Below are 15,200 nucleotides of genomic sequence, written 5' to 3'. Positions count from 1 at the left end.
GTAGGTTTATCTAAATGATAAGGAATGCAATTGCTCATACATTTATAATCGAGTCTCTCCCTTAAAATATTTGAAATAGTCTTGATTATCACTTAACGCTTCATATTGAACCCCATTGTCAGCAGGGTATTGGTAAGTATGAATCACTTTTACTTCTTGAATGTCCTTCGGAATCCCGTTAGGGAATGCAGCACAAGTCATTCTTGCACGTTCGTCCCGATTGAAGTGTTTACAGAATACGCAAGGAACTGTAATGTCCATTAAGCATAGCCCCCTTATGTTGCATTTATTTAATACATTCATAAAAACTTGCAATTTTATTGATAGATATCTACCATCCCATACATTTGTATCCACCGTATTGCTCGTACCACTCCCATATCTTAGCATCAATGGGGACTCCGGTTATTTTGGCAGTGAATGTCTCAGGGACGAACTCAATAGGAAACCACTTGGTAGCGTAGTTACACAGGTTGTTTGCTATGTAAGATGATTGAGCGTTTGATAGTATTGTCTTCACGCCGTAGTTATCAGGGTCAAGTGCTGAATATTGAAAGAACTGCTGTGATCCGATATTGTGATAATGAAGCCAGTGCCCAATCTCATGAATGATTGTGCGCAGCTTGTCGGGTGAAGACTTCTGCCCTGTGCTGTACTCCATTTGGGCAATTGTGGCGGCGTTAGTGTAGTCATAAGTCTTGCTTATGACTACCTTTCCAGACGCAGGATCAAAGTAACCATTAGCTCCGTTTCCATTCTCTATGTTAATAGTTAGCTTGTGCTTCTGAATCATCTCTTTAAAGCCATCGCATGTGTTCAGTAAAAGCGCCAAGGCTTCAGTCACATAGTTTGCTGCATCAAGTTTGTTTGCGAAGTTTACCGACACGCCAAGGTTCTGTGTCCATTTGTATGCATCTACAACGGAAATAAACGGTTTCCACGTAATGGGAAGTTGTATACCATCTTCAGGCGTATCCGGTGGCTGCTGGTCATCTGCTGGCTCTTCGGAAGGATCAGGGTAATTTCCCAAATCTGTTGTTTCAGTGAGTACCAAATCAACGTTATGCTCAGTAAGAAAGTGAAACATTAACTCAAAATTTCTTCTGTCTCCTTGAGGTGTATGGTACTCAAAGAGGAACTCTTTACCTGCCGCTACAGGATGTGCCACCTGAAAATATAATCCCTCCTCGTAGTTTTTACAGTGGATGTTCTTAGCAACAAAATTGCCATCTATCATCAGATTCCAGTAGTCCTCGACGTTGTTCGAATTGGTTCGGATGGATACCGCATAGAACTCCAGGTCATGTGACATTGTAAAGGTATCCTTGACAGTTCTATCCCCGTTCGCTTTAGCTGGAATTATGATTTCCCTACCTACAAAGTGAGGGCTTGGTTTCGTCGGAAAGTAGGGTGGGTCAAGTCGTCCGCCAACTAAGTACCGCTCAAACATTACCCAACACCTCGCAGAAACCGTTTCAGCTTCAAGAAGCTTTTAGATAAGGGGTTTGGTGTATTGGGTGTCCTCTTTCGGATGACTTCCATCATCTCTTCTGCGAACGTTACAATCATTGCGGCAGCTACATCGGAATCTGCTTCTTCCTTACGACCACTGTTCTTTGCAATGTTTTTTGCAGTATGAGCAACCTTACCTGCGATGATTTCTGCGTATTGTTGTGTTGTCATCTTCATATTGTTACCCTCTTTCTAATAGTCGCTCCACGCACTTGCTAATGGAAGTGATTTCAAGTCTTGACTTCGTTGGGATACACGTTCTTGGAGTGGGATTTTCCTGTTGTCATGGGATCATCTCCTATCAGTTGCCTGTTTGGCATACACTCTAGTAGTCAACCCACTAGCCTGAAAGGGTGCGGCAATGAAAAAAGACCCCTTAGAGGTCTTTGACTTACTAATTATCTACTATGAATTATCAAAATTACTTTACTGTTTAGGGAGATTAAGATACCCCAATTTCTCCTGTGAGGGAAATCATGCCGGTACCACGTGCTGCAACTTTAGAAGGTAGACCGTCAATCTGGGTTTCTTCAACAGCTGGTACTGTCTGGTATGGTGTATCTCCGATAAACTCTACTGCACCTGGTCCCTCAATAGACATTGTCACTCTCTCGGATGATTCAGATGTCTCAAATAACAGCACTGTACGTGGCTGGTCATCATGAATACCTCCTACCTTTGCAATTACAGGACAGCCTACCTCGATCAATTTGTCGTTCACATGCTGTACAAAGCTAGAGGTTACATGCTCATGGCTTGATGTATAACTTCCTGCATCAAGGACAATTGTGTAGTCTGTATCGTTGACGTTGATAACGATTATGTCATTCACTCCAGATTCCACCTCACGTTGAGGGGCGAGGTGGGAATTTCCCCATATTCGAATGCCTACGGATGGCATAAAAATCACTCCCTTTTAATCAGCTAAACACATTATAAGTAACTAACTTTCAAAAAAACAAAAAGAATCGTATTAAGTGTTTTCTTCACTATCATTCTCATCATCTAAGTCTCCATCAGCAAAAATTCCAACTTTGTAATCAAAGCCGAACTGAGAAAGTTTCTTATTCACCTCTTCCTTGAATATATCCTTCCAGTCCAACAGACCTTCAGTCATGAGACGGATTTGTTCTTTGGAGAAATTACCACCCCAATAAGGGCTTACTTCAATATCTGATTTGAACTTAACGCCTACGTCATTGGGGATGACATTAGCCATAGTGTCCGTGATCGCTTTGAGCGCTGCAGGGTCAACTGTCTCTGGGACATCAAAAATCAACTCGTCATGCACCTGAAGAACAAGGTGAAGGTCGTCCTTCTCAAGCTGAGACATATAGCCTTCACGTAACCACTCACGGCGGTCTAAACACTTCGTTCCGTCAAGACGGGTCGGGTAAAATAGATCAACCATTGCCTTCTTGGTTTGGTCAGCGGATGAACCCTGAATCTTGGCATTGCAGGACTGACGTTTGCATTTTTCAATCTTCCAATGCCATCCTGACTTCTTCCAGATGTCCTCTTGTTTAGCTTCGGCAATGGTCTCACCAAATCTACGTTTACGTCCGAGAACAGTCTCTATGAACCCCTTCTCCATTACTTCCTTGTGAGTTGTTGCTTCCCACATAAGATAGTTGGGCATGGAGGATTTAAAGCCTTCAATTAGTTTCTTAGCCTCCTCTTTACTAGAACCAATTTGCTCACTTAACCCTAACTCAGTAATACCGTAAACTACCATTTCGTATCCCCATATTTCTATGGGATTGGACTATCCCTTAACAGTTATAAAACTACGGCGGTCAATCTCGCGATGATTAGTTTTGAGATAGTTAACCGCTCTCAGTTCTCTATGAACCTAAAGTGCTTTCGAAAAGCCTTTACCGCCTGAGATCAATACTAACAAGTTCCCTCGTGCTTCATCACAATTTACTGTAAGTACCAAAGCGATTCGAGACACCTTGTAATCTTACATTTCCCATGAATTCACGCATATTGGAGTGAATTTAGCATCTTCAGTAAAGAGCAATGCCTTTTCAACATCAACTTTAATTCGTCCTTTAGCTATAGAAGCAACCTTAGTAAATTTATTTTGGCTTTAATATAAGCTGCTGACTGTTAAATTAACGTAGGTTGATCCTATCTAAGAGATAACTGTTCTCCCCATTACATAGATTCGATTGATTTGACCACTAGTGGTCAGGCGACCTATGATAAGTCTCTACACCATCATTCACTACTAACCTAGCGAGTTTTAGCTCGGTATTGCCGTATGGAGCGTCTCTCGACAGCCACTTAGATTTCACCGATATGAGAGGAGTTTAAATTCGGCATAGTTGTTACCGAACACTACGGATTTAGTTTTCTTACGGAGCAGTTCAAATAATCCAGCAAGGTATTCAATCGTTTGGCTTGACCCCCCCACAGTGGAAGCGTTCGCTCCTTTTTCCTTACTATTAAGATAGGTCATTGCGAAGAGAAGTTCTTGAGAACCAGAATATTTCGCATTTATTTCCTCTATTTTATTAGAAGTTTCTTTTTCGGACTCACCCTTGTAACTTCGAATCATCTCAAACATATGGTAATCAAATCCGTGAATCTGGCACGTTACCCGACTGTGCATATCCAAATCCAACTTAAATATATCAATGAGGGTTTGCTCCTGAGAAAAGATAGCTAACCAGCGAAGTTCTTGTTGTGAAAAGTCGGCAGAAACCAGCAATCGACCAGCAGATGCACGGAATGCATATCTTATAAGGTCGAACTTTGATGGAATCTGTTGCAGATTCGGTGCTGAACAGGATACACGCCCGGTACGAACCATTTGATTGTAGGAACAGTGTATAATACCTTCCACTGTGTCATTAGGAAGTTTATTGCAAAAAGCGTCAATCAGCTTGGAAAGACCTCGATATTCCAGAATATAATCTACTATTTTATGAGCCTTGTCGTTTACAGAGACCAGGACATTCTTATTCCTTGTCAGTACCTTCTTGCTTGTTGATTGTGTAGGTACTTTACGCTTGAGTTCTTTGACGTAAACCATCTCAGGCTCAAGTATCTCGTGCTCCACGTATAACTTAATTGCTAGATGCGCGGGAGAAGCAAGATTAAATTCTTCAACGATCTCATATTCTTCCTTGAACTTAATACCCTGTCGCTGACGTGTTCTTGATTTGGTGAGGGTAATCGTTCTGCCTAAGACACTGAAGATATCTGTCTTAAGTTCATCCAACTTTTCCTGAAGAACTCTACCTATAATGTCTTTGAGAAACTTAGAATCAAGTTCTACACCTCGCCGTTCTGCAGTGGCGAAAATTGCCACCAATGGCATCTCAACTTCTCTGAACAATTTGTAAACACGATATAGTCCAAAAGAAGGATTTTCTATAATGAATTTTTGATATCTGAACACCCAATGTGTCATGAACACGTCATGGCAAGCATAATAATTGGCAATACTGTGAGGTATACTATCATATGGGATTTTGTCGAACATGCTACCAAACTTGAAGGTTGGCCGACTGAGTTCGTCACGACTCAGTTTACCTTGCTCAATTAGCCAAGGGAGGGTGTATGAGTTGTACCATTCCTTCAAACCTTTTGGTTTGTTTTCGTTTAACAACCCACCCATTATCATAATATCCCAATGAATATTAAAGGTAATGTCAATATTTGCCCAATTCTTGAGTACGTGAATATCAAATTTCCCGTTTGCCATTACAATCATATAATCAGTTTCTAACAATGGTCTCAGCGCGTCGGATACAACATCAAAAGGCAGAGTTTCGACACCCTTCGACATATTATGTAGAAATTTGCGCATAGGTATGTTAAAATATTGTTCTGATTCAAAACCGATAGAAATGGATATTAAAGAGTCCCGCCAGTTGTTTAGTCCATAAGTCTCAGTATCTAAATAGACAAAAGCATCGCCTTGATACATCTTTTTATATGCTTTATAATATTTCACTAGCCGCTCAAGTAGTTCAGGGGTATTAACAAGCGTATAGTTATCTGGCATTCTAATAGAAGATTCGATATCCAAAATCTGCTGTTCTCTTTTAGTTAACTTTTTTTTAGATTTTAAAATTTCTGTTTTTTTAGTGCGGCTCGGTTGGGCGTTTTTCTTTTCAGCCTTTTTGAGAATTTCAAGTATTTCATTAGCTTCAGACACTGTGACCCTCCCTATTACACTTGAAATGTTGTAACGTCTTAACATGATGAATGTGCTAAGGTTTAAGTAAGTACAACAATGAGGGGCTTTATATCCCCTCACGTTTAACGATTAGAATGGCAGCTTACGATGTGCAGTTTGAGTCCCTTGCTGCTTCTCGTAAGAGGGTACATGTCTACCTTGAGGCGATCGAATATCGCTGTTAGTATAGAACTGAGTAACACCTGCCATTGCCTGTACAAATGCCGTAATCTCATCAGGGCTGTGTGGTGTTACTTGTGGTGTAATGTCAGGTATGTTGTCTAGTAATTCTTGAGAAGGATAATCAAGTGAATTGTTTGCCTCAAGATTAGCTACGTAACGGCGGGCGCTATAGGAAGTATCCGATGCTCCCTTTCCAGTACGGTAGATAGTTACAAAATTCTTAGTTGGGTCAATCTCGTGCTGTATGAAATCACAGTTCAATTTTTGAACGTGGGTTTTAGCTAGAGATACGAATTTTATTTTATTTTCAACCGCATCATATACACGGAACTTAATGCGAAGTGCAGGATACTTGGAAGGATTTGCTTTACACAGGGGACAAATATTTTTTCCAGGGCAACGAACATACTTAGGATTCAAAGTAGCTTCAAAATGCTCACGGATACCGAGCAAGTTTTCAAACCAATCAATAAAGAGCAAAGTCATGGGGTTCCCTTCTTGAAAAGTAATAAAATCTGCACCACCAGAAAGAATTGCTCCAAGACCACGAACTACAGTGTTAGACATATCGGTCTTCCTCCAATAAACAGTTTTGTGTTTGAGATTAAATAACTTCAAATAATTCGTCGTTCCACATTTTTGAAAGATAGGAATGACTTGTTAAGAAGTTGGATATGATATGTAAGGAAGATTCAATGTTCTCTTAAATGTTTCTTCACTTAATTTTTAGTAATGTTTCTATCCTATTCAAAAGATAAAAAAGGTTGTTTCAAAAACGTAAGAATTGGTTAAATAATCTTAAGTTTTTAGAATAATATTTATATGAATTTGATAAAGATGTATTGTTATAAGCAGTATTGTAGTGTATTGACACTACCCTCAGCAGAGTGGTAATATGATCGTATATATACTTGGAAAGAAATACCTAGGAACAAATGAGAAAATAAAAAAAAATGTGAAGTGTTATGTGATATACTTAAATAAAAGTATCTTCATTTATTCATTTGATCCCTTTATTTTATATTTTATTATTTGCCCTAAAAGGAATTTAACTTTGACATAACTTTTTAAGTTTGCTCATTGCACGTGAAGCATGGGACTTGTCTAAACCGAGGAAATTAGAAATCTCTGTCGGTTTCATATCTATTCCTCCTTCCGTGAAGAGCATGAAATCAATTATTTTGCGTTGTTGCGGAGTGAAATCAGAGTGATTATTCAAGTAATCTGTCTTTACATCAGATAGACCGTAGCCCACTTCTTCAGTTGCGTAAGAGAAGAAATCAACGGTTGAACCTTGCTCTTCATCTGCACCATCGCAGTAGTTTACAAGAGTGCTGTTCTTCGTAATCATTCTGTTATTCTTACGATAGTAGTCGTAAACAGCACGTTGAACGACAGTGTGTGAGAATGTAAACACATCTTTTTTAACTTGTCTTTTGTCGATGGCAGTCAGAATACGTAGAACGGCTTCGGATTTAACTTCTTCACGGTCTTCGTGTCTTACACCTTTCAATATGAAGTTAAAGATTGGCGTCAAAGTTTCGATATCGAAGTTAGCTACGGTTGTCTGATTGGTCACAGTTAATTCCTCCAATGGGATAATGTATAATGTTTTACCTTTTGCTATTAGTGGTCGTTGCATGCTGTAGAAAAGGTGCGAAAGAAATTAAACTACTTGAAAATTGCACCGATAAGGTTCACATTGTAGGTGACAAGACGGTCTAGTAGTCCAGCATTTAGTAGCTCATTGCTATCTTTGAACACAGGAAAGCTAGGGTAGCGAACCCGGTTTACAATCAAACCCGCCCTATCCAGTAATATGGCGGCATCCTGCATCCCCTTCTCACCCGCCTTATCGTTGTCGAGCATCAAGTCAACCTCTTCGATGCCTGCCAACTGTAACTCCCGAACCTGATTTCTGAAAAGGATACGTCCATTAATTGATACCGCGGGAATACCTATCTGGTAGTTGGACATACAGTCAGTAGGTGACTCGACCATTCTGACTCTTTTGATTCGATTTGTCGTAGTTCTAAGTTTGTTAATGAAGTGAAGACCGAAGACGATATCTTTTTTTATCGTACTTCCTTCATTTATGAACTTAGCACCATGATAGTTGTTGCCGATTTTCCTCTTTTGAACAAAACGGAGTTGTCCCGTTCTGGTTCTTTGAGGGAAGACCAACATCTCAGTTTTGGTGTCAACACAAATTTCATAGGTCTCAAGAGTACAATCTTTAAAACCCCGACCACGCATGTAGCTCATGCCTGATTGAAAGAGAACTTCATTCTTTGATCTTGATTTCTTTAGAGTCACTAGTTTACTTTCTTCAAGATAGGGGATTACATATTTGTCCCTACGATTATCTATATAGTCAACCATATCGAACGTTCTACTTTTTTCCTCGAATATATAGGTAGAGACCAAAAAATTAATGCCCTCTCCTTCGTTTAAGTCAAGAGCATTCTCTATTAAGTTGTCTATTGTCCCTAAATAGCCACAAAAGAAGCAGTTGCAGTGATAGGGAGACTCTTTAGAGATTCCGAAAGAAGCTCTAGATTCTGTGTGTAAGGGACAACAACTCATTATCCATTCACCTGTATCATTTAAACCCGTGAATGCATTAGGGTTGCTTAAACCCTTAGAGAGATACTGAAAAGAAAAACGTAGTTCTTCTATCAACTGTTTGGGGTCGATGTGCAAGGATTCAAGAATCTCTATATTTGGATTCTCTTTTGTTGATTTGTAAATATTCCACTCCCCTTACTCCCTTATTTTTGAATGGAAGGGTTTTTATGCGATTCAATATGTATTTAGACAAGTGGAAGTATTACTATAGAGTCGGTAACTCTTCTGAGCGGACAGAGAGAGTTAAATACATGTATTCTTGCATTAACTGCTTTTGTGCTTGTCTCTCTTAAAAATATTGTTCTCCAATGTAATCATCCAAGACGGAAACGATTCCAGTATCGAAGTCGTAGCGCACAAGGAAAGATTGCCCACTTATGTTATTTCTATTCTTAATGACCAAAATACGGAATGTATTATCGCTTACTTTAACGATAGAGATTCCTTTAGAAGCATCTTGTACGATTGAGAAAGCCTCCCCGATATCTGTAGCATCCACATTTTCTGTAATATCTTTTTTAATTTTTTTGAGAGCGTCACGGTTCGCTTGAGCAACTACCATAGCAGGTTTTCCAGTATTGAGGATAATTTCACGGACACCTGCAGACACTTCAAATAATCGTTGGCGGAGGTCTCCCGCACTACGGTGTGAGAGTCTAACTTTTGATAGTTGATCAAGAGTCCAGCGATTGTGACCTTCTCGCTCCAGTATCCTGTGTATATCGTCAAGCGTAAATGGTTTGCCGCCGTTGCTGTCAAAGTCATAAATCATCATGTCCTTCTTCTTTTGCTTAAGTCGGTCAACAAACTCTGCATAAGCGTCTCTCTTTTCACCAGAAAGCGTACCTCGTGTTAAAGCTAGTCTAGATATTTTTGCAAGCGTATTGTCCCAATTCAGAGCAATTTCGGATGCTCTTTGCTCAAGTGAAAAATAGGCAGGGTAGTCTGTGGCTAACGAACTATTCCATGCAGCTCCCATCATAAATGATGATATGAGTGTTTTTCCCATGTTTGTTGGCGCAAACACAAGGAAATAATCTACCGCTCCTTCTAGTGATTCAATTCCGTTGGTTGCTAAATCAAGTGGTTTAAAACCCGTTGTCATTCCAATAAATTCATCTTCTGCTCTACCATGAATTCTGTTATAAGCCTCTAGCCTTACTTGAGCATTCTTAACATAGGAGTACCCTTGACTGCTTGATCCAATTGACTTCAAAAAACGCTGTGCTTCCATTTGCAATTGTTGAATTGCCGCTGTCGTTTCTTTATTAGCGAAGGCTTCTGAAGCTGATACAAGTATCGGTTTAAACTGTCTGTATAGGAAGTCCTCTTTCAGTGATTTAATTACATGGTCGATATTCTCTAAATCCACCAATTCAAATGTATTAAACTTGTTCATTACCGTTTCAATAGTTGGCAATTGTCCATTAATTCTTATGAAAAATTTGATGAACTCAAAAGCGTCTTTGTGGATCTGGAAATAATTCTCGGTGATTCCTGCACCCTCTACTACGCCCCAGTCTTTAACATTGAGGACGTGATTTAATAGTTGGAGTTCTTCGATCGCAGCCAACGTTTCCCCTCCCAATATCCAATTACATTATCAGTAGTTGATTCATGTATTGGTAAAGGTGCGCGAGGATCACAAATACTTCTTTTCTTGTTCATTATGTATGCTATTATTACTTCGGAAGTAAATAGCATTTCATGAATTTTGGCAATAAGAAAAGACTTGCTCAATTACAATAATGATCGATGTAATCGACAAGTCTTTAAGGTGTCGCCATATGATATGCCTAAACACTAATATACAATTCAAACTATGATTAGAAAGAAGAAGTCACACTTTATCACAAGACTTAGATATTATGCCCATTTGGGGGCTTTTTTGAACGTACTAGTCGTTAGACCTTGTGAGTGTCGTTATTATGAATTTATTATAAATAAAGCAATTATTTGGTGATTAAAAAGCGTGTGTAACTTAAATAAGCCCATTGGCTTACGTGAGTTAACATCAATCTCTTCCTTACTGGAATAGGATATAGCGACAAAAAATCGGGAAAAACTCGGAGCCACCCATTATTATATGAATAGTGGGCATCCTGAAGGGACATTGCTCTAATTAATATAACCTTGACGGTAGTCGTGGTGTGTAATTCAAAAAATTTAGTCCGTCAAGCCTAATCCATTTAGAGCAATAAAGTTTGAGGAAAGGAAGGCGGATTACAATAAGTAGTACTGAGTTTCCAAGTAGGGAATTTCAATACCTCCTACTTGATAACTAGACTAGGAACATAACGAAGGTGAGTACAACCAATATAACTTTAACTTGAACCAATTCCATATAATACAGCTTTCTATTGCTCGGATAAAGGTTTCCGTCCGCATTAGTTTTAGGGTGAATAGAACTACTCCTAGGATTACATTAGCAACCTTCAGACGTTCTACATATAGTTGTTTAGCGAACTTATTAGAGCAATCATAGCAGTTCCTTGCCGTATATTCAACTAACTTGTGATGTCCAGGTTTAGAGTATATTAATAACATTTACAATGAAAAATTCTATTTCTAGTCAAATTACCTTTAGTAAATATAAGTATTATCTTCCCTTCTATCTCTTCCCCCCAATGGAATGACCATTGTATTGTAAAACATTCGGGAAACAACCATATCACCAAGCATGTCATCTTGACGTAATCTTGACGTAGTGAAGTTACTTGTAAAGATAGTGCTTTTTTGTTCTTCTTTACGTAAGTCAATAACATCATAGGTAAGATCCCGAATTATCGGGGTTATTCTGCCACTCCCTATGTCATCGAGAAGTAGTAAAGGAACGTCTTTCATTTGACTTAGTTCTTTGTGCGCTTCAAAGCTAAACTGTGCGTCATTGCGAATATAAATATCCCGTTGACGGTTAGCCCATGCCCCAAATTTAACATACATTGCTACTGGACTTTCATAGTCAAACCACCCTGAGTCACGACAAACCTTGTAGATAAATTCATTAAGGACTGCATTCGCAGTCCATGACTTACCTGTCCCCTTGTTGTAGTTAATCAGCGCGAGGTTTGTACCGGAAGTGACGAAGCCCACTGGATTAGTGAGCAATTCCTTTACTATTGGAGCGAAGTCTACATTGTCATCGTCCACTACGTAGTTGTAAAGGTTTGCGCTATGGTACTCCTTCGGTATCTTCGCCAGTTCAATAGCCTTGGACAGCTTTTCATAGCCGATGCAGAATGTGTGCATATTATCGAGCGGTAACTTGAACTCGCCGCTACGAAGTCTACACCAATCCTTCACAACACAGTTTTTACATGTGCTGAAGAGTTCTTCTTTAATCTCAATCGTTGTACTCATTTTTTGCCTCCTTTAATCCTTTTTAGGAAGTCGTCAGCAGTCATACCACTCTTTATTTGTAATTGAGTTTCAGTGGTGCTCTTCTTCTCTTTTGTGATAATGTAAAAGGGTCTCTTTCCTTGAGTAATGAACAAATCTATCTCAACGGCTCTTCCAGATGTACAGAACCATTCAAGCGATTGATTATCATAGCCGATTTGAAAAAAAGCTTGTATCCTTTTTTTTACCAGTATTTTATCATTATTAGTTTTATCAACTATACGTCTAAACATTCCACGGTGCTTACTACGTGTGGACTCGTGAGTTCTTCCTGTTGCATTAATAAACTGTTCATAAAAGTATTGAACGAAGTTATCCATATTCCATTTCTCTACGTCATCAGGAAGAACAAATCTATTTGTATCCATTAAGATAGTTTCATGAATTTTAATAGTTCCGTTTAAAAACTTATCTGTTGTGTTCTTCATCATAGGTTGATCAAACGTTTTAGGCTTCACTTTCTCAAGGTCGAGAGGCTTATACATGCCATCAGCATTCTTCAATATACCCTTTAAAAGGGTCTCTCTTATGTAACCCTCTGTTTCAACATTGACCGGAATCTCTCGGAACACAATTCCCTCGGCAACTATGTTCTCAAGCATTTTTATGAAGGAGTTGTAGACTTCTTCATAAAGGCAAGCTTCCACGTTCTTGTAAACTTCGTTAACTGCGCGCCAGAACATCTCCGACACATGTAAGTGCTCTATTTTATCAATACTCATCAAGTAGTAGGTGTTTGTCTTTCGATTACCGTTTCGATCTTTAAGGATAAATTTTTTGTCACAAAGTTCTTTGATATATTTGATGACGGTTTTCTTGGTGCAATTGCAAGCCATTGCTATTCTAGATACTGCAGGAAATGCTTCTCTGCCGTTCTCACAAACGTACTTAGATATTACGCCATATGCTATCTTCGATGTGTCTGATAAGTCTAAACAAGAGATGACCATATTCGGTATTTGAATGTGCCCTCTATTTCCAGAATCTTGATAAATACACTCTCTTTCTTTAGATAATATCACCGGTTCTTTGTGTACCATCGTTAAAATCAGCTCCCTACCTCATTAGTCGGTGCAAGTACTGAAATAGTTGCTAAAGTTAAAATCCTAAATGCACAACCAACTTATCCTTAGGATAAGTCTTACTGTAAATCATATTTAATATATTGCTACTCATTAGTTTAAGTGAATTAATCAATATGATGTTCATTTTTTCACTAGTCAACCCTTAATAGGGCATTCGTGAATGATATGTAATATATGTTCTAAAATATCATTCATTCTCTTTCCGCACTTCGTGCAATCATAATTCAATACTACACAGTCCTTTCCCTGAGCCCTACTTTAGAGGTCAATGCTCTTACAGAACTCTGTCGTTATCTGGTTGAATAATTCAGCCTAAGCATATTTCGCTTCCTGTTTTAAATCAGAGGGTTCATTGAGTTTTCCTGTTCTGGCTAGTTGCATCAAATTTTCCAAGTAGCTTTTTCACCTAAAACTCCAGTATAACCTTAGGTACGTAATACGAATAAGAGTATGTAGAGCGTTGTCCAGTGTTCTTATCAATCAGCAAGAATAATAGCCGCAGTGGTAGAAGTTACTGCCTGTTACGGCCTTCTTAACTTCATCTTTATTTCTTCTCTCCTGTAAATGTAGCTAATCTATTCAAATCACTAGCATTTAGCTCATAATGTTTGACCCCCTCAATTTTCAATGGTCGTTCTATGTTTAAAAAAAGTTGCTTGTTTAAGGTAAAACAAATTATTGCTTTATCAGCTAAGTAGTTGGAAATCGCGAAAAAAATACTAGGGTTTAAGAGTTGTATACAAGGTTTTTTTGTGTGGAGATTAAAGTGAGAAGTTTACAGATATTCATAAAGACTCAAATTCGAAGAGGAAAAAGATAGATCAAGCTGTGGAGGAGAATTTTTTCACATTGTGTGGAAACTACTAAGAGGAGTATGGAAAATCTTAAGACGGTACTGTATTTGGTTCAAAAGATTGGTCTTCAAGCCACCATGCGTAAGAAACTTCGATATAAAAGGAACTCGCAAGGTTCCCGAACAGTGAGATGCTTTTTAGTAAACGTCTCATGTCTACGACAACTCTATGGGACGGCCACCATTTAAATTAAACAAACCAACGAGGACAGTGTACCGAAGTCAGCTTGGGTTTCTTATGTTTTAGATGTGTGGAAATTTTTGAGAAAGTCTCAACCATCGTAATTTACTCAATTCTCATGTTTACTTTAACTTATTACTTTAACTAATATAATGCCTATGATAGAAAAAAAAGGCAGCAGGAATGTCGCCCTACCACCCTATTTGAAATTGGGATTGACTATAAGCTTAAATACTTCGTCCACTTGAACTTGTAGATACTCACATACTTTGATTGCAACCGGAAGCGATGGTTGATGCTTATTACGTCTCAGCAGGTTGATAGTATCTTGCGTAACATTACAGTATGTAGCTAATTCTTCCTCAAGTTCTTTAAGAGATGGGCGGGCAGTGCCACGAGTTCCAGCTGCTCTTCTTGCTTGCTCCATTATCAATAGTTCAGTTAGGTTGTTTTCAGTCTTGTACGGTAGTGGTATTCTTGCCACAATGAATCATCTCCTAAAAAAGTGCATATACTTTTACTTTCTAGTCGGTACTCTTTTACTTCCATAACTCAGGAAACGAGTCACTTGGTCAGTCTGAGCGTTGAACCTACTCATCATAAAGAAGCTTAGTACAGGTGTATCTATAATTGCTACTTTATATCCTTCCTTGAGTGTTTGTTCCAATTCAGAGTTAATTCCATCTAAATTAAGGAACTAAAAGAAATCCAACTTTGATTGGAGCTTGCTGATTGTAGGAAAGAATAATACTTTGTTTTGGAAAATAAGTCTACTCTTTCGCTTAGTCAACATAGTATAAATTTATACATTCTTATGAATTATTTCATAATATCTTAACTATTAATTATTATATTTCGCCCATTTGCGTATTGTCAATACCCTACCGTTGTGTAAGAGGACGGTAAAATTACACCAAGTTTACAGAAAACGCTTTATTATTGTGCCAAGTTTTTTTGCTATATTAGCAATATTCTCAACTGAATTATACACCTTCCCATTATATTTCCCATTTTCTTTTAACTCAGTTTTGCATCTGTCCATATAAGTCATGAAGACTCAAGTTTTACGGTTCCCTCTTTGCTGCAACATTGTTTTAGCTATGGAGAAGGTATTGTGTAGTCCAGTCTAGCTAAAAGCTACTCCCCTATCTATCAATAGATAAGAAG

The 15,200-nt window shown here is 38.6% G+C and carries 13 protein-coding genes; all 13 read right to left on the bottom strand.

Going from position 1 to position 15,200, the window contains the following annotated elements:
• Nucleotides 1–42: 42 nt before the first annotated feature.
• Nucleotides 43–261: a hypothetical protein gene (locus tag EL84_RS21965; protein ID WP_047843105.1), complete on the bottom strand. Its 219-nt coding sequence runs from the start codon at nucleotides 259–261 to the stop codon at nucleotides 43–45.
• Between the two features lie 70 nt (nucleotides 262–331).
• Nucleotides 332–1,450: a hypothetical protein gene (locus EL84_RS21960; RefSeq protein ID WP_047843104.1), complete on the bottom strand. Its 1,119-nt coding sequence runs from the start codon at nucleotides 1,448–1,450 to the stop codon at nucleotides 332–334.
• Nucleotides 1,450–1,689 (bottom strand): hypothetical protein, encoded by a 240-nt coding sequence (locus EL84_RS21955; RefSeq protein ID WP_047843103.1) that lies wholly within the window; start codon nucleotides 1,687–1,689, stop codon nucleotides 1,450–1,452. The genes EL84_RS21960 and EL84_RS21955 overlap by 1 nt, the downstream gene beginning before the upstream one ends.
• 265 nt (nucleotides 1,690–1,954) lie before the next feature.
• The gene (locus tag EL84_RS21950; protein WP_152683055.1) at nucleotides 1,955–2,344 is read right to left on the bottom strand and encodes a hypothetical protein; all 390 of its coding nucleotides are present in this window, start codon (nucleotides 2,342–2,344) and stop codon (nucleotides 1,955–1,957) included.
• A 141-nt stretch (nucleotides 2,345–2,485) separates the two neighbouring features.
• Nucleotides 2,486–3,247, bottom strand: a complete 762-nt coding sequence (locus EL84_RS21945) for a DNA polymerase (protein WP_082219095.1) — start codon at nucleotides 3,245–3,247, stop codon at nucleotides 2,486–2,488.
• A 561-nt stretch (nucleotides 3,248–3,808) separates the two neighbouring features.
• Complete coding sequence (locus EL84_RS21940) at nucleotides 3,809–5,683, bottom strand: DNA polymerase (protein WP_053061560.1); 1,875 nt, start codon at nucleotides 5,681–5,683, stop codon at nucleotides 3,809–3,811.
• 111 nt (nucleotides 5,684–5,794) lie between these two features.
• Entirely contained in the window at nucleotides 5,795–6,454 is a 660-nt protein-coding gene (locus EL84_RS21935) for a hypothetical protein (RefSeq protein ID WP_047843101.1), read from the bottom strand.
• Nucleotides 6,455–6,935: 481 nt separating this feature from the next.
• The gene (locus EL84_RS21930) at nucleotides 6,936–7,466 is read right to left on the bottom strand and encodes a sigma-70 family RNA polymerase sigma factor (protein WP_047843100.1); all 531 of its coding nucleotides are present in this window, start codon (nucleotides 7,464–7,466) and stop codon (nucleotides 6,936–6,938) included.
• A gap of 92 nt (nucleotides 7,467–7,558) precedes the next feature.
• Nucleotides 7,559–8,590, bottom strand: a complete 1,032-nt coding sequence (locus EL84_RS21925; protein WP_235431567.1) for a toprim domain-containing protein — start codon at nucleotides 8,588–8,590, stop codon at nucleotides 7,559–7,561.
• A 214-nt stretch (nucleotides 8,591–8,804) separates the two neighbouring features.
• The gene (locus EL84_RS21920) at nucleotides 8,805–10,088 is read right to left on the bottom strand and encodes a DnaB-like helicase C-terminal domain-containing protein (RefSeq protein WP_047843098.1); all 1,284 of its coding nucleotides are present in this window, start codon (nucleotides 10,086–10,088) and stop codon (nucleotides 8,805–8,807) included.
• Between the two features lie 1,010 nt (nucleotides 10,089–11,098).
• The gene (locus EL84_RS21915; protein ID WP_047843097.1) at nucleotides 11,099–11,875 is read right to left on the bottom strand and encodes an ATP-binding protein; all 777 of its coding nucleotides are present in this window, start codon (nucleotides 11,873–11,875) and stop codon (nucleotides 11,099–11,101) included.
• Nucleotides 11,872–12,954, bottom strand: coding sequence for a helix-turn-helix domain-containing protein (locus EL84_RS30925; protein WP_053061559.1), 1,083 nt, complete (start codon nucleotides 12,952–12,954; stop codon nucleotides 11,872–11,874). The genes EL84_RS21915 and EL84_RS30925 overlap by 4 nt, the downstream gene beginning before the upstream one ends.
• A 1,278-nt stretch (nucleotides 12,955–14,232) precedes the next feature.
• Nucleotides 14,233–14,517, bottom strand: coding sequence for a helix-turn-helix transcriptional regulator (locus tag EL84_RS21905; protein WP_047843096.1), 285 nt, complete (start codon nucleotides 14,515–14,517; stop codon nucleotides 14,233–14,235).
• Between the last annotated feature and the right edge of the window lie 683 nt (nucleotides 14,518–15,200).

This window comes from Paenibacillus sp. VT-400 (assembly GCF_001029205.1).
In the GTDB taxonomy this organism is placed as follows: Bacteria; Bacillota; Bacilli; order Paenibacillales; family Paenibacillaceae; genus Paenibacillus; species Paenibacillus amylolyticus.
This window is presented reverse-complemented; position numbering and strand designations above follow the sequence as displayed.

Coding starts and splice junctions, on each gene's coding strand:
- EL84_RS21945 (WP_082219095.1), bottom strand. CDS start 3,247: ATGGTAGTTTACGGTATTACTGAGTTAGGGTTAAGTGAGCAAATTGGT.
- EL84_RS21955 (WP_047843103.1), bottom strand. CDS start 1,689: ATGAAGATGACAACACAACAATACGCAGAAATCATCGCAGGTAAGGTT.
- EL84_RS21935 (WP_047843101.1), bottom strand. CDS start 6,454: ATGTCTAACACTGTAGTTCGTGGTCTTGGAGCAATTCTTTCTGGTGGT.
- EL84_RS21915 (WP_047843097.1), bottom strand. CDS start 11,875: ATGAGTACAACGATTGAGATTAAAGAAGAACTCTTCAGCACATGTAAA.
- EL84_RS30925 (WP_053061559.1), bottom strand. CDS start 12,954: ATGGTACACAAAGAACCGGTGATATTATCTAAAGAAAGAGAGTGTATT.
- EL84_RS21960 (WP_047843104.1), bottom strand. CDS start 1,450: ATGTTTGAGCGGTACTTAGTTGGCGGACGACTTGACCCACCCTACTTT.
- EL84_RS21965 (WP_047843105.1), bottom strand. CDS start 261: ATGGACATTACAGTTCCTTGCGTATTCTGTAAACACTTCAATCGGGAC.